Raw genomic sequence first — 17,977 nt, 5'->3', positions numbered from 1 at the left:
AGGAGGCAAGGAGCTTCCATGTCTGATTCTTCTATCGTTATTCGCGGCGCTCGTGAGCACAACCTCCGTGATATCGATGTTTCCATTCCGCGTGACCAACTCGTGGTCATTACCGGTCTTTCTGGCTCGGGCAAGAGTTCGCTTGCATTTGACACTATCTATGCCGAGGGCCAGCGTCGATACGTCGAGAGCCTTTCGAGCTATGCGCGCCAGTTCTTGGGCCAGATGGACAAACCCGACTTGGATTCAATCGACGGCCTTTCGCCGGCGGTGTCGATCGACCAAAAGACGACGTCTAAAAACCCTCGCTCGACGGTTGGCACCGTAACCGAGATTTATGACTATCTGCGCCTGCTGTTCGCTCGTGTGGGCACCCCGCACTGTCCCGAATGCGGCCGCGTCATTGAGCGCCAGACGACCGACCAGGTTGCCGACAAGGTCTTGGCGGCGGGGGAGGGCCGCCGCGCGTTTGTGCTGGCACCGGTGGTGCGCGGGCGAAAAGGCGAGTACACCAAACTGTTCGAGGACCTTCGCGCCGAGGGCTTTAGCCGCGTGCGCGTTGACGGCGAAGTGCGCTCGCTCGACGACCCGATCGATCTCGACAAAAAGTTCAAGCACGATATCGAGGTCGTGGTCGATCGCATCGTGATCCGTGAGAATTCTCTGGGCCGTATCGCCGAGTCTGTTGAGCAGGCGACCGCGCTGGCTCACGGCAATGTAAACGTGTACATACTGCCCGATCGTGATGCTCCCGAGGGGACCGAGGGCGAGCTTCTGGAGTATTCGTTGGCCTTGGCGTGCCCGGAGCATGGACATTCCATTGACGATCTTCAGCCGCGTGATTTTTCGTTCAACGCTCCCTATGGCGCATGTCCTGAGTGCGACGGCCTGGGCTTTAAGAAAACCGTTGATGCCGAGGCGCTGATTGAAGATCCCTCGAAGTCCATTGCCGACGGAGTCTTTGGTAGCCTGTTTGGCAATTCGAACTACTATCCGCAGATTTTTGCTGCGGTCTGCAAACACTTTAAGGTGAGCGCCGATACGCCGTGGGAGGACTTGCCCCCTCGCGTGCGTCGTGCATTCTTGGATGGCCTGGGCGATACGAAGATCTCGGTCGACTACCAAAAGCTCGACGGACGTCGCAGCCAGTGGGATACCAAGTTTTCGGGCGTTCGCAACATCCTGTACGAACGCTATACCGAGACGACGAACGAGAACACCAAGGCGCGCTTGGAGAAGTACATTCGCGAGGAGTCGTGCTCGAGCTGCCATGGCGCTCGCCTGCGCCCCGAGATGCTCGCCGTCACCGTGGGCGGCAAGTCCATTTATGAGGTTTGCTGCCTGTCGTGCCGCGAGTCGCTCGAGTTTTTTGAGGGCCTGGAACTCACCGAGCGCCAACAGTTTATCGGCGGCCGTATCGTCAAGGAAATCCTGGAGCGCTTGCGTTTTCTGGTCGATGTTGGACTCGACTATCTGACACTCGATCGTGCCTCGGCGACGCTTTCCGGTGGCGAGGCACAGCGTATTCGACTGGCAACGCAGATCGGCGCGGGTCTCATGGGCGTGCTCTATATTCTGGACGAGCCCTCGATCGGTCTTCATCAGCGTGACAACGAGCGCCTGATCAAGACGCTCGAGCGCCTGCGCGATATCGGCAATACCGTTATCGTCGTCGAACACGACGAGGATACAATCCGTGCCGCCGACTACGTGATCGACATGGGGCCCGGCGCCGGCGTCAACGGCGGACACGTAGTCGCGGCGGGAACGCCTGCCGATATCATGGCGTGTCCTGAGTCGATGACGGGCGCTTATCTGACCGGCAAACGAATGATTCGGGTGCCTGATGAACGGCGCAAGCCCGGTCGCGGCTGCCTTAAAATTACGGGCGCTCGAGCCAACAACCTCAAAAACGTTACTGCCAAGATCGAGTTTGGTACGCTTACGGTTGTTACCGGCGTGTCGGGATCGGGCAAGAGCTCCCTGGTTACCGACACCATTGCGCCTGCCCTTACGAATGCCATTCACCGCTCGACGCGCCCTGTGGGTCCGTATAAGAAAATCGAGGGCATCGAGTGCATCGATAAGGTTATCGATATCGACCAGTCGCCGATTGGCCGCACGCCGCGTTCCAACCCTGCTACCTATATCGGCCTGTGGGATGATCTTCGCGCGCTGTTTGCGAGTACGCCGGAGTCGAAGGCGCGCGGCTACTCGCCGGGTCGTTTCTCCTTTAATGTGAGTGGCGGGCGCTGTGAGGCGTGCAAGGGCGACGGACAGATCAAGATCGAGATGCACTTCCTTCCCGATATCTACGTTCCCTGCGAAGTTTGCGGCGGTAAACGCTACAACCGCGAGACACTCGAGGTCACCTACCGTGGCAAGACCATCTCGGACGTGCTCGACATGAGCGTCACCGAGGCGTTGGCCTTCTTTGGGAATATCCCGCAGATTAAGCGCAAGCTCCAGACGCTGTACGATGTAGGCTTAGGCTACGTGAGCCTGGGCCAGCCCGCCACGACGCTTTCGGGCGGCGAGGCGCAGCGTGTGAAGCTCGCCAAGGAGCTTCATCGACGCCAGACGGGCAAGACGTTCTATATTTTGGACGAGCCGACGACCGGCCTTCATTTTGAGGACGTCCGCCAGCTGCTCGATGTGCTGCAGCGCTTGGTCGATGCGGGCAACACGGTGCTGGTGATTGAGCACAACCTTGATGTCATCAAGGTTGCCGACCGCCTGATCGATATGGGTCCCGAGGGCGGTAACGGCGGCGGAACCGTCGTGGTTTCGGGCACACCGGAGCAGGTTGCGGACTGTCCGCAGAGTTATACGGGCAAGTTTTTGGCGCCGTTGCTCAGGCGTGACCGGGAGCGTCGGGCTCAACTTGATGCTTAATAAATAGGCGATTCAGTTTATGGGCGCCATCGACTCCTTGTGATTCGATGGCGCTTGCTGTGCCGATGTGACGTATGCAGTCGAATTGGACATATACTTAATCCTTGCGTCCGAATGCGAGGGAAAGGATATGTCATGGCAAAGGCTGTAAAGACGCCAAAAACCAATGCGATGCGCGAGCTGGAAAGTGCCGGCATTTCCTATGTTCTACATACGTACGAAGACGATGGTGATGAGTCGGTGGGCCTGGGGGTCGCGATTTCGGAGCAGCTTGGCGAGGAGCCCGGTCAAGGATTTAAGACTTTGGTCTGCGTGACACCGTCCAACGACTATGTCGTGTGCTGCATCCCTGTTGCCGACGAGCTCGATCTAAAGTCCGCCGCGCGTGCCGCGGGGGAGAAGTCCTTGGTCATGATGCATGTGAAGGATTTGCTTGCGGCGACTGGCTACGTTCGCGGCGGCTGCAGCCCGGTCGGTATGAAAAAACGCTACCGGACGCTCATTGATGAGACGTGTGTCCTTTGGGATACCATTTTTATTTCGGGAGGCAAGCGTGGTTATCAGCTCGAGCTTGCACCCGATGATTTAATTGCATTTTGCGGGGCGACGGTTGCCGCGATTACGAGAGAGGACTGAGCGATGCCGCAGGAAGAATTGAAGCGCGGAGCTCATTTTGCAAAAGAATCTGCGCCTCAGACACCCTCATCCGAAGTTTCTTCGTCGCGAGATGACACTGACGACATGGGCTCGTCGGACTACTCCACGGTTGGTCGTTCCGCTGGGCTTATGACCATCCTGACCATCGTGTCTCGCGTTACCGGTTTTATCCGCACGTGGGCAATGGCGGCCGCTATCGGCATGTCGCTACTCTCGTCCTCCTATCAGGTCGCCAACAACCTGCCCAATATGCTCTACGAACTCGTGATGGGCGGCATGCTCGTGACGGCGTTTTTGCCCGTGTACATGGGCGTGAGGCGTGAGCAGGGTCGCGAGGCCTCGAACGAGTACGTGGGCAACCTGCTTGGCATTCTGCTTTTGGTGCTGGGTGGCATTTCGTTGCTGGGGACCGTGTTCGCCCCGGGCTTTATCTGGACGCAATCGTTCCTTTCGGGTGACGGCGGCAGCATGGATACCGCTGCGTTCATGTTCCGTTTCTTTGCCATCCAGATTCTGTTTTATGGTTTGGGCTCGGTGTTTTCGGGCGTTCTCAACGCACACCGCGACTACTTCTGGTCGACGTTTGCCCCGGTCCTCAACAATGTGATCGTCATTGCGAGCTTTATGGGTTTTGCGCCCGTGTCCGCACAGTTTGGTGAACGTGCCGGCATCATCTTGATTGCGGCCGGTACGACCCTCGGTGTCTTTGTTCAGATGGCATGTCAGATCCCCGCGCTTGGCAAGCACGGCGTGCATCCCCATATCCATATCGACTTTAAGGACCCCGCGCTGCGTCAGACGATTGCGCTCGGTATCCCGACGCTGCTCGCCACGGTGTGCATGTTTGTCTCGACTTCTATCACCAACGCTGCCGCGCTGGTGGTCCAGCCCGAGACTGGCCCTTCCGTCATCGCCTATGCGCGCCTGTGGTACACGCTTCCCTACGCGCTGATTGCCGCCTCGCTTTCGACGGCGCTCTATACCGAGCTCTCTCACGACGCACAGGAGAAGGATTACGACAGCGTTCGCACGGGCATTTCGCGTGGCGTCGCCCAGATGCTGTTCTTCCTGATTCCGTTCGCGCTGTACCTGATTGTCTTCGCGCGTCCGCTCAACATGATTTACTGTGCCGGCAAGTTTGATGAGTCCGGCGTGGCGCTGGTGTCCGAGTTCCTTGTCTACCTGGCGTTCTCGCTGCCGCTCTACGGCGTGGTCGTATTGATGCAGAAGAGCTTCTCTGCTTTGCTCGACATGAAGCCCTATAGCCGCTATTGCCTGTATTCCGCCATCGGCCAGGCTGGCTCGGTTCTGCTGTTTGGCGTTGTGCTGGGCTTCGGTATGCCGGCAATCGCGCTTTCGTATGTCGTCGACTACGTGATCTTGGTCGGTTGTTCGCTGTGGTGGCTGCGTCGTCGTCTGCGTGGTCTTCAGGTCAAATCTATCCTGCATGGCGGTTTCTTTGGCCTTTTGCTCGGTGGCCTGGGTGCTGCCGCAGGCGCCGGCGTCATGTGGGCGCTTGAGCACTTTGTCGGCGCACTTGGCGGCTCGATTCTGATTACTCTTGGCTACGTTTGCGTTGCCGGTGCCGTCTCGCTTGCTGTTACCTTTGGCCTTGCCGTCGTCCTTAAGATGCCCGAGGTCTCGGCGCTGCTTCGTCGCAAGTAGGTGCGTGTGGCCGGTCACGACAACATTCCAACACTCGCCGAGCAGGTTTCGCGCGTTCCCACGCAGCCCGGATGCTACCTTTGGAAGGATGCCAAGGGCGATGTCATCTACGTTGGCAAGGCGAAAAACCTGCGTTCCCGTATGCGCCAGTACGTGACGCTGCAGGATGAGCGCCAAAAAATACCGCTCATGATGCAATTGGTTGCGAGCTTTGACTACATCGTTGTCGAAACCGAGCATGAGGCGCTTGTACTCGAGCGCAACCTGATCGGCCAGTACCATCCGTACTTTAACGTCGACCTCAAGGATGACAAGAGCTACCCCTTTATCGCCATTACAAAGGGCGACCTGTATCCCGCTATCAAATACACGCGTGAGCGTCATAAGCCGGGAACGCGCTATTTTGGACCCTATACCGATAGCCGTGCGGCACGTGAGACGATAGATACGCTGCGCAAGGTTATCCCCATCTGCTCTGCATCCTGTGCGGAGTGGCGTCGTTGTCGTCGTATCATCGAGTCCCACAAGGGCGAGGAAGACATCGTCAATATGATTTGCGCACAAAACGGGCGTCCCTGCTTCGACTACCATGTCGGGCGCGGGCCGGGTGCGTGTGTCGGCGCGATTCCCCCGGCAGACTATGCCAAGAACGTCAAGCGTGTCGAGCGCTTTTTGTCGGGCCATCGCAAGGATGTCGTCGACGAGCTGACTTCCGAGATGGCGGATGCCGCCGAGGCACTCGATTTTGAGCGCGCGGCACGCGTCAAGCGTCGTTTGGAGGTCATCAGGGGTCTGGACGACCGTCAGCAAGTCGTTTTTCCCTCCAGTGTCGATATCGATGTCATCGGTTTCTATCGCGAGGAGACCATCTCTGCCGCTTGCGTCTTTGTCGTGCGTGAGGGCCGAACAGTTCGCACCTGCGAGTTCATTCTCGACAAGGGTCTTGATGTTGACGAGGAAGAGCTCCAGTCGGGCTTTCTTAAGCGCTATTACGACGAGACGGCTGATATTCCAGCTGAGATAAACCTCTCTGTCGAGCTTGAGGATGCGGAGGCGCTGGGGGAGTGGCTTGCAGGCAAGCGCGAGCGTTCCTGCCATCTCCATAGGCCGCAGCGTGGCGAAAAGCACCGTTTGCTCGATATGGCATCCAAAAATGCGCGCCATGCCCTCATGCGCTACATGATGCGAACGGGGTACGCTGACGACCGCACCAATCAAGCGCTCCTGGAGCTCGAAAGCGCGCTGGCGCTGCCGGCGCCGCCGATGCGTATCGAGTGCTTCGATATCTCGACGCTGCACGGAACCTTTACCGTCGCCTCGATGGTGGTGTTTACCAACGGGCGCGCCGACAAGAGCCAGTACCGTCGTTTTAAAATTCAGGCCGAATTGGACGAGGCAAACGACTTCGTGTCGATGTCCGAGGTTTTGGGACGACGCTACGCTCCCGAGCGCATGGCCGACGAGCGCTTTGGATCGCGCCCCGATTTGCTCGTTGTCGATGGCGGTAAGCCGCAATTGACCGCTGCGATCAAGCAACTTGAGGCTCTTGGGCTCGATATACCAGTTTGTGGCTTGGCAAAGGCCGATGAGGAAGTTTTTGTGCCTTGGGACGAGACTCCCGTCGTGCTGCCGACCGGGTCCGCGTCGCTCTATCTAATTAAACAGGTACGCGATGAGTCCCACCGATTTGCCATCACGTTCCACCGCGAGTTGCGCGACAAGGCCATGACGGTTTCGGTACTCGATGACGTTCCGGGCGTGGGACCCACCAGAAAACGTGCCCTTATGCGCCATTTTGGCTCGATGAAGCGTTTGCGCGCGGCGAGCGAGCAAGAGATCGCGGAAGTTCGCGGCATACCTGCCGATGTTGCCAAGGCGGTCCACGAGGCGCTCGTTGCATGGAATGCCGAGCGCGCCGAGGCGGCAGCTGGCCATTCCGATAGCTAAACACGAGCCTAAACAGCTGATATACATGATTGCGCGATTTTCAACCATTTATTTCGCCATGATTGCCTGCTGGTTTCGGGTTTTATTAACGCTAAAACGTTTGACTAACCCAAGCGTAAACCCTGCTATCCTGCGGGTTGACGAAGACTGATATCTCACCTCGCCGATACATACTGTCTGACGAATCGTTTGTCAACGAATTCGGTGAACGGTAGTAAATACCGTTCAAGCGTATGTATGTATCGGTCGCCGAGCGCGGCACCTCAGTTGGGTTCGTCGGTAGGTAAGGTATATATCGTCCGCAAGTTGCGCGGGGGCAAGTCTAGGTGCTCCCGAGTAAGATTCTCTATTGATAGGAGAAGACATGGCCATCATCAACAAGGGTATGTCCAGGCGTTCGTTCCTCGGCCTCACCGGCAGCGTCGCTGCTGTCGCAGGGCTTGGTCTCACCGGCTGCGGTGGCAGCTCTAGCGACGAGGGTTCCGCTTCCGGTTCCACCGATTCCGCCAACCGTGGCGGCGGCGTGATCACCGCTGGTTCCGCTTACGCTCCGTCCAGCTTCGATCCCGCCAGCACCGGCTCCGCTGTGGGCCTGGGTGCTAACTGGCACGTCGTCGAGGGCCTCTACGGCATCGATTACCACGACTACAGCACCTTCAACGAGCTCGCCACCGACGATCCTAAGTCCGTGGACGACACCACTTTCGAGGTCACCATCCGCAAGGGCGCCAAGTTCTCCGATGGCACCGAGGTCACCGCTGACGATGTCGTTGCCTCCTACACCGCTTGCGCCGCTTCCGCTACCTATGCTCCGTTCTTCCAGCCCTTCGAGTCCATCGAGGCCAAGGACGCCAGCACCGTGACGGTCAAGACCAAGGTCCCCAACTTCTCCCTGCTCAAGGATCGTCTGGCCATCGTCCGCGTTACCCCGGCCACTCAGACCGAGGAGGATCGCGCCAAGCAGCCGATCGGCTCCGGCCCCTGGATGTACGACTCTATCTCCGATACCGAGATTACCCTGGTTCCCAATCCTGAGTACAACGGTGAGTATGCTGCCGAGGATAAGAAGATCCAGTACAGCATCCTGACCGACCCCACCGCTCGCGTTACCGCTCAGCAGGAGGGCTCCACGCTCGTTATGGAGCTCGTTACCGCTGACGCCGTCGACCAGCTTGAGAGCGCCGGCTGCAAGATCGATAACGTTCAGGGTTTCGGCACCCGCTTCATCATGTTCAACGTCGCCAAGGAGCCTTGGAACAACGTCAAGGTCCGTCAGGCTGTCATGTATGCGCTCGACACCGAGAAGATGGTCAGCAACACCTTCGCCGGCCTTGCCACCGCTGCCAGCTGCTACCTGCCCAAGAGCTTCACCAACTATCATGAGGCTTCCACGGTGTACAAGACCGACGCCAAGAAGGCTAAGAAGCTCATCGAGGAGTCTGGCATCACCCCGGGTGCCATCACCCTGCGCACCACCGACAACGAGCAGATTAAGGGCATGGCCGCCCAGGTCAAGAACGACCTCGACGCTCTCGGCTTCGATGTGACCATCCAGACCGATACCTCGCCGGCCACCTACGCTGCCATCGACGGCGGCGAGGCCTACGATATCCTCCTTGCCCCTGGCGATCCTTCCTGCTTCGGCGCCGACCCCGACCTGCTGCTCAACTGGTGGTACGGCGACAACGTCTGGATGCAGACCCGTTGCCCGTGGAAGGAGTCCGCTGAGTGGCAGAAGCTCCACAGTCTCATGGACGAGGCTCTTGCCGCCGAGGGCGACGAGCAGCAGAAGAAGTGGAACGAGTGCTTCGACATCATTGCCGACAACGCCGTTCTGTACCCCGTTGTCCACGTCAAGACCGTCTCCGCTTCCTGGGACGATCCGTCCACTGCGCCCAACGGCGAGGCCCTCGATGGCTTCAAGGGCATCGGCACGACGAGCATGTCCTTCAGGGGCGTTGCGACCGTCAAGGCGTAAGACTCGCTTGAGTCTGTATGCAGGATGTCGGTCATTGGGACCGTATCCTCATAGTTGAAACAAAGACCCGGGCGGCAACGATGTCGCTCGGGTCTTGTAATGAGTATCCGTACTCATATACCAGTTGGTCCTACCGACAAAAGAAAGGGGAGAGAACGTGAACAACTTGCTACGTTTGATTGGAAGGCGTCTTGTGGCGCTGCCGATCATGGCATTGGGCGTCACCGTCCTGGTGTTCTTCCTTATGTCGTTCTCCAAGACCGACCCCGCCTACACGGCGTTGGGTGACGGTGCCTCGCCCGAGGCGGTTGCCGAGTACCATGAGAAGTATGGTCTGGACGACCCCTGGCCCGTGCGCTACGTGCGCTATATGGGCGATTTGATCCATGGCGACATGGGCACCTATGGTGCTGCTCGCAACTCCGTTGCCAAGCGCATCTCCACGGCCCTGCCCGTCACGATGCAGCTGACCTTTATCGGTCTTGCCATCGGTGCGGTCGTTTCGTTTTTGCTCGGCGTCATCGCGGCACTGTATCGCGACAAATGGCCGGACCAAGTGATCCGCGTCTTTTCCATCGCCGGCTTGGCAACCCCGTCGTTCTGGCTTGCCGTTCTGTTGATCCTGCTGTTCTCTTCCTACCTTAAGGTGCTCCCGGCATCGGGTGCTCTGCCTCACTTCACCACGAATCCGGTTGGCTATCTGGGACGTATGATCATGCCCGCTATCGCCTTGGCATTTCCGCTGACGGGCCAGATGACTCGTATCGTGCGTACCGCCATGGTCGAGGAGCTCGACAAGGATTATGTCCGTATGGCTCGCGGCGCCGGCGTTCCCGAGAAGGTCGTCGTCGGCATCAACGTTCTTCGCAATGCGCTGATCACCCCGGTCACCACCCTCGGTCTTAAGATCGGTTACCTCATGGGCGGCGCCGTCGTCATCGAGGTTATCTTCAACCTCCCCGGCATGGGCACCGCGATTCTGCAGGGCGTTCAGGGCAACGAGGCGAACCTGGTTCAGGGCGTCGTCATCGTCGTTGCTCTCGCCTTCATCATCATCAACATCGTGGTTGACATGCTCTACCTGCTCATCAACCCGCGCATCAGGACGGTGTAGATTATGGTAAAGATTCGAGAGAAGCAAACCGAGCAGCTCGAGAAGGCTGCCTCCAAGGGGCTCAAGCTCGGTGGCTGGAAGAAGATGACGCTGTCTTCTAAGATTGCCGCCGTCGTGCTGGTGCTGGTCGCCCTGACTGCGATTCTGGCGCCCCTTCTTGCCCCCTATAGCCCGGTCGAGATCTTTACGGCTCGCCAGGCTCCCGGCAACGGATTTATCTTCGGTACCGACGATAAGGGTCGCGACATTCTGTCGCGTATGCTCTACGGTGGTCGTTACTCGCTGATTATCGGCTTTGGCGCCACTGCCATGGCTCTGGTCTGCGGCTCGGTCGTGGGTGCCCTTGCAGCGGTTTCGCGCAAGGCCGTCTCCGAGACGATCATGCGTATCTTGGACATCATCATGTCCATCCCGGGCATCGCCCTCGCGGCCGTCTTCGTCTCCATCCTGGGCAACTCCGTGCCGTCGATCATCTTCGCCATCGGCTTTATGTACACTCCGCAGATTGCCCGTATCGTACGCGCCAACATCGTGTCCGAGTACGGCGAGGACTATGTCCGCGCGGTCATCGTTTCCGGCGCCAAGGCTCCGTGGATTTTGATCAAGCATGTTCTGCGTAACTGCATCGCCCCGATCATGGTCTTCACCGTTACCCTGGTCGCCGACGCCATCATCTTCGAGGCCTCGCTGACTTTCATCGGCGCTGGTATCCAGGAGCCCACCGCTACCTGGGGCAACATCCTCGCCGACGCCCGCGGCGGCGTGCTCGCCGGCCGTTGGTGGCAGGCGCTGTTCCCGGGCCTGGCCATCATGATCACCTGCCTGGCGCTCAACATCCTCTCCGAGGGCATTACCGACGCCATGGCCGCTGCTCCCTCCGCTGCCCTGGATCCTACCGATTCCTCCAAGCGTCGCGAGGCCGACCTGCTGTTCTCCGACCCCGTTCGCGCCTACAAGGAGCAGGCCCAGTCCCTCTCCGCTCGCCTTGGCGCCCTGCGCGATGTCGAGCTCAAGCGTGACGATCGCCACGTGCCCGACGAGTCCGTTGAGCCGATTCTCTCGGTCCGTGACTTCTGCATCCAGTTTGAGCATCACGGTGATATCAACGTCGTCGACCATGTCAACTTTGACGTTCGTCCTGGTCAGACTATGGGCCTGGTGGGCGAGTCCGGTTGCGGTAAGTCCATCACCACGCTGGCCATCATGGGCCTGACCGACGATGACGAGCATCTTTCCGGCGAGGTTCTTTGGGAGGGCCGTGACCTGCTCAAGATGAGCAAGAAGGAGTGGTTCGGCCTGCGCGGTACCGATATCGCTATGGTCTATCAGGACGCCCTGTCCTCGCTCAACCCCTCCATGCTCATCTCTGCCCAGATGAAGCAGCTCACCAAGCGCGGCGGAACCCGCAGCGCCGAGGAGCTCCTGGAGCTCGTCGGCCTCGATCCCAAGCGCACGCTCGAGAGCTATCCGCACGAGCTTTCCGGCGGCCAGCGTCAGCGTGTCCTGATCGCTATGGCCCTTACCCGCGACCCCAAGCTGGTCATCTGCGACGAGCCCACGACCGCTCTGGACGTTACCGTTCAGAAGCAGGTTATCAAGCTGCTCAACGATCTTCAGGCCAAGCTCGGCTTTGCCATGATCTTCGTTTCGCACGACCTGGCGCTGGTCGCCGAGGTCGCCCACAACATCACGGTTATGTACGCTGGCCAGGTTATCGAGCAGGCGCCCACCAAGGAGCTGCTCACTAACCCGATCCACGAGTACACCCGCGGTCTTCTGGGTTCCGTTCTGTCCATCGAGAGCGGTTCGGGCCGCCTGCACCAGGTGCCCGGCGCCGTTCCGAGTCCGCGCGATTTCCCCAAGGGCGATCGCTTCGCGCCCCGCTCGAGCCATCCGCGTATTGGCCTGGACACCCGTCCGGTCTTCAAGCGCGTGCCCGGCACCGAGCACTTCTATTCCGAGCTCCCCGACGAGGTGCTCAAGGCAAATGGTTTGACCCCTCACGCGGAGGTGATGTAGATGAGCGAGACCGCAGTCAACGGCGTCGATCCGATCATCTTCCTTGATGACGTCCACGTCACCTTTAGGACCCGTACCGGCTCGATTCTGCACCCCAACCTGGTTCACGCCGTCCAGGGTGTAACGATTAAGCTCATGCCCGGTCAGACGATCGGCATCGTCGGCGAGTCCGGTTGCGGTAAGTCCACCACCGCCAACGTCATGTGCGGCCTGCAGGCCCCCACGAGCGGCAAGGTCTACTTTAAGGGCAAGGACGTTACCAAACGTACCGCCGAGGACCGTCGCCACATGGGTCGCGTCATCTCGGTCGTGTTCCAGAACCCGGCCACGGCGCTCAACCCCCGCATGGTCGTTCGCGAGCAGCTGCTCGACCCCATGCGCGTCCACAACCTGGGTACCGAGGCCGAGCAGGAGAAGCGCGTCAAGGAACTCTTGGAGCTCACCGGTCTGCCCAGCTCCGCTGCCGAGGTTCTTCCCGGCCAGCTTTCGGGCGGCCAGCGCCAGCGCGTCGCAATTGCCCGTGCCCTGTCGCTGAACCCCGATGCCATCATCGCCGACGAGCCCACCTCGGCTCTGGACGTTTCGGTCCGCGCGCAGATCCTGAACCTGCTGACCGACCTTAAGAAGGAACTCGGCCTGGCCATGGTGTTCATCAGCCATGACATCCAGACGGTCCGCTATATCTCTGACGACATCATCGTTATGAATGGCGGCAGGATCGTCGAGCAGGGCGAGGCCAAGCAGGTCTTCCAGCACCCCCAGGACCCCTACACCAAGATGCTGCTCGGCGCTGCGCCGTCGCTGCTGCATCCCAAGCTCGGCGAGTAGCCTCGCTTTCCCTCCCGTGCGCCCGGTTCCCTTGCCGGGCGCACCTCCGTTGCGATTTCGAAAGGTTGGGTTCACGAGCCATGCCAAGTGCTCAGGAGCTACAACATCAATTTGGTGAATATCGAGGCGCCATGCCCCGTCCATCAGATTTCGATCTCTTTTGGAAGGATCGCATGGCCGAGGCCGACGCCGTCGGGCTTGACTATGCGATCGAGACGGCATCGGTCGCCGATGCCGCGACTTGCCAGCTTTTCGACCTCTGGTATACCGGCATGTGTGGCGCGCGCCTGCATGCCAAGTACCTTAAACCCGTCTCGGACGAGCCCGTGCCATTGGTACTTCAGTTCCATGGGTATCCGGGTGCAAGCCGCAGCTGGTTTGAGCAGGCGTCGTTTGCGGGCATGGGCATGGCACTCATCGCCCTCGACTGCCCCGGCCAAGGAGGTCCCTCCGAGGACATTGGTGGATTTGAGGGCACAACGGTTGCCGGGCATATCGTCGCCGGTATCGACGGCGACCCTGCCAACCTCTACTATGTCCGCTTACACCAAGATATTCGAATCCTGTGCCGCATCGTTCGCGAGCTCGAGGGCATCGATCTTGCGCGTGTGTTTGTGAACGGCGCGTCGCAGGGCGGCGGTTTGGGCATTGCGACCTGTGCGCTTAACAGCGAGCTTATCAATCGCGCCGCCATCCTCTATCCCTTCCTGTCAGATTTCCGCCTGGTCTGGGATTTGGATGCCGACGACATTGCCTACGAGGGCCTGCGCTATTGGTCTCGCTGGTTTGACGAGGACTCGACTCGTATTGACGAAGCCTATGCCAAGCTGGCGTACTTCGATTCCAAGAACTTTGCCCCTATGGTCAAATGCCCCGTGCTGTTTGGCACCGGCACAGCCGATATCGTCTGTCCGCCAGCGACGCAGTTTGCGGTCTATAACAACCTGACCTGCGAAAAGCGTCATGAGTTCTTTGAAGGCTTTGGCCACGAGGAGATTCAGGATTTTGATGATCTGATCATTCCGTTTTTCTGCAAGGGAGGGGAGGCTCATGTCTAAGTGCGAGAGCAATGTTGACGAGCTGATTGTCCCCGGGCTCGTGGGAATTCCTGGAACGGTTTCGTCAAGGCTTGCAGAATATCGGGACTGGCGCGGTGATGTCCAAGCAGATGTTTCTGATTTAGAGACATGCGCTTCGAATCTTGAGATTCAAGGCCTGGCCATTACGGCGATTGACTTTGTTAACCCCTGCGCCCGTTACTCGGAGGTCTCCTTTGAGCTCGGTGACGATGCGATTCACGCTCGTTTGATCGAGCCTGTCGGTCGTGCCCGAGTATCTGAGCGCGTGCCGTTGTGTCTGATGTTCCACGACATCGATCGGCCTGTGCGCGGCTGGCATCACATGACGAGATTTGCCGCCATGGGGTATGCCGTCCTCGCGCTGGATGACGATGTTGCTGGTGCGGACGACCTGCAGCGGGGGATTTCTTCGCCCACTTTTGTCGAGCGCGTCCGTTGGGGTTGCGCGCTGGCGAAGGTGGCGCGCAATCTTGATGGCATGGACCCCGACCGCATCTTTGCATGGGGCGAGGGTCTTGGCGGCGGAGTCGCGCTGGCGGTTTCTGCTCTGGACGAGCGGGGCCTCGCCTGCACGGCGGTTGCCAATCCGCTTCCTGGCGGCCTCGAGGCGCTGTCGTCTCGGGTGCGCGGATCGGTGCTCATGGGCACATCGCTTATGGATACCGTGAGCGATCCCAAGGATCAGTTTGCCGTATTCAACGGTCTTGAGTGTGACCGGAGGCATATCATCTATGCAAAATACGCTCACGAGCGCATCAATGCGTTCGAAAACGAAGTCGTCGACTTCTTTAACCAAACGTTCTACCCGTGTTCTTTGGCCTAGACGGCCTGGACACTGCCAACAAGAGTGGGCGGCATAGGGCTGCCCGCCAGACAACTAAGGAGATTCTTGTGGCAACTCAGAAATTCACCGGCGTTATCCCTCCCGTCGTTGTTCCCGATACCGAAGACCACCAGCTCGATGTTGTCTCCTTTGAGCGCAGCATCAACCGCATGATCGATGCCGGCGTCGATGGCCTGTTCTTCTTGGGATCCTCGGGCGAGGTCGTCTTCTCCACCGACGAGCGCCGTCGCCAGATTATCGCTGAGGCCGTTCGTATCGTCGACCACCGTGTTCCCGTTCTGGTCGGCATCATCGACACCGAGACCGAGCGCATGATCGAGCACGGCAAGGTCGCTCAGGAGCTGGGCGCCGATGCGCTTGTCGCCACCTGCCCGTTCTATGCCCTGCAGGGCATGACCGAGGTTGAGGAGCACTTCCGCATCCTGCACGAGGAGCTCGACCTGCCCATCTTTGCCTATGACATCCCCGTGTGCGTCCACACCAAGCTCCCCTGGAAGCTCCTTGCCAAGCTCGGCGCCGAGGGCGTCCTGGCCGGCGTCAAGGATTCCTCGGGTGATGACATCTCGTTCCGCTACCTCGTTCAGGAGAACGAGAAGAACGGCCATCCGATGAGCATCCTCACCGGTCACGAGGTTGTCGTTGACGGTGCCTACCTCGGTGGCGCCGACGGTTCCGTCCCGGGTCTCGCCAACGTTGAGCCCGAGGGCTACGTGCGTCAGTGGAAGGCCGCTCAGGCCGGCGACTGGGCTACCGTCAAGGCCGAGCAGGATCGCCTCAACGAGATCTCCCACATTTGGGATGTCACCTCGGGCGTCCAGGGCTATGCCGGTGGTGTCGGCGCCTTCAAGACCGCTATGAACCTCATGGGCATCTTCGACAGCCCGACCATGCCGCGCCCGGTGAAGGCCATGACCGGCGAGAACGTCGAGGCGATTAAGAAGGTCCTCCAGGACAACGGTCTCCTGTAAAGCTTCCCCAGGCACCCGATCTTGGGGCTCAAGTGGTCGGGCGTGACCCATTAGGTCAACGCCCGACCACTTTCACCCCAACCTCGGGCACCTGGAAAACCTTTACCGCGCTGTGGCGGCTAGCCTGACGGCGCATTTCCTGTAGTTGTTTTTATCTCCTAAGGAGAACGACATGGAGAACAAGTACGTCTGCTCTGTCGACATCGGCGGAACTAAGATCGCGACCGCCATTATGGAGTACCCGGCTGACGGCAGCGTGCCCCATTCCGTATTTGAGGCCGAGGTTCCTACTGAGGCCCAGGAGGGCGGCGAGGCCGTCTTCCAGCGTATCGAGGCGTCCATCAAGGCCGCTCTTGAGGCGAATCCCGATGTCGAGGTTCTCGGTGTCGGTATCGGTGCCGCAGGCGTCGTCGATCCCAAGACGGGCGCCATCGCGTATGCCAACGAGATCATGCCCGGCTGGTCCGGCGTTCAGTTGGGGCCGCGCCTGCGCGAGGACCTTGGTCTCCCCGTTGCCGTGGTGGGCGACGTGCAGGCTCATGCTCTGGGCGAGGCCCACTGGGGCGTCGGCAAGGGCAAGTTCTCCGTCTTGTGTCTGGGCATCGGTACGGGCATCGGCGGCGCATATGTCGAGAACGGCCGCGTGATGCAGGGCTTCCATGGTGCTGCCGGCCATATGGGCCACATCGAGTGTTCGGCTGCCGCCGGCATTCCCTGCGCCTGCGGGCGTTCTGGCCATCTTGAGTCGGTAGCCTCGGGCACCTCGATTGGCCGTATGTACGACGAGCGCTTCGGTCGCGTCGACCCCAGCCGTCCTTCGGTCGGTCGCGACGTGAACGACCTGTGCCGTGCTGGCGACGCAAAGGCGACCGAGGTCATCCATGACGCCGGCTTTGCGCTGGGTGCCAGCTTGGGCTCGCTCGCTAACATCCTGGATCCCGAGGTCATCGTGCTTTCGGGCGGCGTAATTCACCAAGGTCCCGATTGGCGTTCGCAGACGTGGAAGGATTCGGTGCACGAGGGCTATTCCAGCCAGGCGCTCGATCCGCTTCAGGACACGCCGATCCTCATCGGTTCTCTGGAGGGCGACGCGCCGCTTATCGGTGCCGCCGAACACCTTCTTGCGTCGTTGAAGTAAACATAACTACCAAGTGCGCCTTCTGAGGTGCCGCAGATTGACGTGAAAGAGGAGCGAAGCGTACTTCGGTACGCGAGCGACGGTTTGAACGTCAAGGTGCGGTGTCTCAGAAGGCTGTTTTGAGAAAGGTTGAGTCGAACATGACCGTTGATCCTTTGATTCAATCCCTGAAGGGCAAGCTCGTCGTGAGCGTTCAGGCGTATATGGGCGAGCCGCTTCGTACGCCCGAGACCATGGCTCAAATGTCTCGCGCTTGCGAGCTCGGCGGCGCCGCCGCCATTCGCTGCCAGGGCCTTGCCGACATCGCCGCCATTAAGGGCCGCTGCGAGGTCCCCGTCATCGGCTTGTGGAAGGATGGGCACGAGGGCGTCTACATCACGCCGACGCTGCGCCACGCTCGCGCCTGCGTTGCCGCCGGTGCCGATATCGTGGCAATTGATGCCACTGATCGCCCACGTCCCGATGGCAAGACCGTCGAGGACACCTTCCGTCCGCTGCACGAGGAGGGCGTGCTCCTGATGGCCGACTGTGCCACCATCGAGGATATTCGCCGTGCGGTTGATATGGGCTTTGACCTGGTATCCACTACGCTTTCTCACGGTGTTGCCGCCATCGACTGCACCATGGCCGACGGTCCCGATCTGCCGCTCCTGCGTCAGGCGACCGAGGAGTTTCCCGGCCTTCCCATCATCTGCGAGGGCCGCGTGCACACGCCCGAGGAGGCCCGCGCCGCGATTGATGCGGGCGCCTGGGCAGTTGTCGTCGGCACTGCCATTACGCACCCCACGAGTATTACAAGTTGGTTCAAGGCTGCGCTTGAGGCGTAAGACAGGCCTCGTATCCGC

At 59.7% G+C, this 17,977-nt stretch carries 13 protein-coding genes; all 13 read left to right on the top strand.

Features of this window, described 5'->3' with window-relative positions; all coding sequences use genetic code 11:
• The first annotated feature begins 18 nt into the window (after positions 1 to 18).
• Entirely contained in the window at positions 19 to 2,895 is a 2,877-nt protein-coding gene (gene uvrA / locus GDJ93_RS02625; RefSeq protein ID WP_152067654.1) for an excinuclease ABC subunit UvrA, read from the top strand.
• Between the two features lie 135 nt (positions 2,896 to 3,030).
• Complete coding sequence (gene ybaK, locus GDJ93_RS02620) at positions 3,031 to 3,531, top strand: Cys-tRNA(Pro) deacylase (protein WP_152067653.1); 501 nt, start codon at positions 3,031 to 3,033, stop codon at positions 3,529 to 3,531.
• A 105-nt stretch (positions 3,532 to 3,636) separates the two neighbouring features.
• Entirely contained in the window at positions 3,637 to 5,217 is a 1,581-nt protein-coding gene (murJ, locus tag GDJ93_RS02615) for a murein biosynthesis integral membrane protein MurJ (protein WP_152067652.1), read from the top strand.
• Between the two features lie 6 nt (positions 5,218 to 5,223).
• On the top strand, positions 5,224 to 7,164 hold the full coding sequence (uvrC, locus tag GDJ93_RS02610) for an excinuclease ABC subunit UvrC (protein ID WP_306421708.1): 1,941 nt from the start codon (positions 5,224 to 5,226) through the stop codon (positions 7,162 to 7,164).
• Between the two features lie 364 nt (positions 7,165 to 7,528).
• Positions 7,529 to 9,142 carry an ABC transporter substrate-binding protein gene (locus GDJ93_RS02605; RefSeq protein WP_117647497.1) on the top strand — a complete coding sequence of 538 codons (1,614 nt, stop codon included), beginning with the start codon at positions 7,529 to 7,531 and terminating at the stop codon, positions 9,140 to 9,142.
• A gap of 157 nt (positions 9,143 to 9,299) precedes the next feature.
• Positions 9,300 to 10,256, top strand: a complete 957-nt coding sequence (locus GDJ93_RS02600; protein ID WP_035138896.1) for an ABC transporter permease — start codon at positions 9,300 to 9,302, stop codon at positions 10,254 to 10,256.
• A gap of 3 nt (positions 10,257 to 10,259) precedes the next feature.
• Positions 10,260 to 12,275 (top strand): dipeptide/oligopeptide/nickel ABC transporter permease/ATP-binding protein, encoded by a 2,016-nt coding sequence (locus GDJ93_RS02595; protein ID WP_152067650.1) that lies wholly within the window; start codon positions 10,260 to 10,262, stop codon positions 12,273 to 12,275.
• Positions 12,276 to 13,103 carry an ABC transporter ATP-binding protein gene (locus GDJ93_RS02590; protein WP_152067649.1) on the top strand — a complete coding sequence of 276 codons (828 nt, stop codon included), beginning with the start codon at positions 12,276 to 12,278 and terminating at the stop codon, positions 13,101 to 13,103.
• A gap of 80 nt (positions 13,104 to 13,183) precedes the next feature.
• Positions 13,184 to 14,161, top strand: coding sequence for an acetylxylan esterase (locus GDJ93_RS02585; protein WP_138339845.1), 978 nt, complete (start codon positions 13,184 to 13,186; stop codon positions 14,159 to 14,161).
• The gene (locus tag GDJ93_RS02580; protein ID WP_152067648.1) at positions 14,154 to 15,005 is read left to right on the top strand and encodes an acetylxylan esterase; all 852 of its coding nucleotides are present in this window, start codon (positions 14,154 to 14,156) and stop codon (positions 15,003 to 15,005) included. Before GDJ93_RS02585 ends, GDJ93_RS02580 begins: the two co-directional genes overlap by 8 nt.
• Before the next feature lie 68 nt (positions 15,006 to 15,073).
• On the top strand, positions 15,074 to 15,994 hold the full coding sequence (locus tag GDJ93_RS02575) for a dihydrodipicolinate synthase family protein (protein WP_117746686.1): 921 nt from the start codon (positions 15,074 to 15,076) through the stop codon (positions 15,992 to 15,994).
• A gap of 172 nt (positions 15,995 to 16,166) precedes the next feature.
• The gene (locus tag GDJ93_RS02570; protein ID WP_152067647.1) at positions 16,167 to 17,132 is read left to right on the top strand and encodes an ROK family protein; all 966 of its coding nucleotides are present in this window, start codon (positions 16,167 to 16,169) and stop codon (positions 17,130 to 17,132) included.
• A 140-nt stretch (positions 17,133 to 17,272) separates the two neighbouring features.
• Positions 17,273 to 17,959, top strand: a complete 687-nt coding sequence (locus GDJ93_RS02565) for an N-acetylmannosamine-6-phosphate 2-epimerase (protein WP_022094877.1) — start codon at positions 17,273 to 17,275, stop codon at positions 17,957 to 17,959.
• Positions 17,960 to 17,977 lie beyond the last annotated feature (18 nt).

Source organism: Collinsella aerofaciens, from assembly GCF_902501475.1.
Classification (GTDB): domain Bacteria; phylum Actinomycetota; class Coriobacteriia; order Coriobacteriales; family Coriobacteriaceae; genus Collinsella; species Collinsella aerofaciens_AL.
Note: the sequence above shows the minus strand (reverse complement) of the source record. Positions and strands in the feature narration are given on the sequence as shown.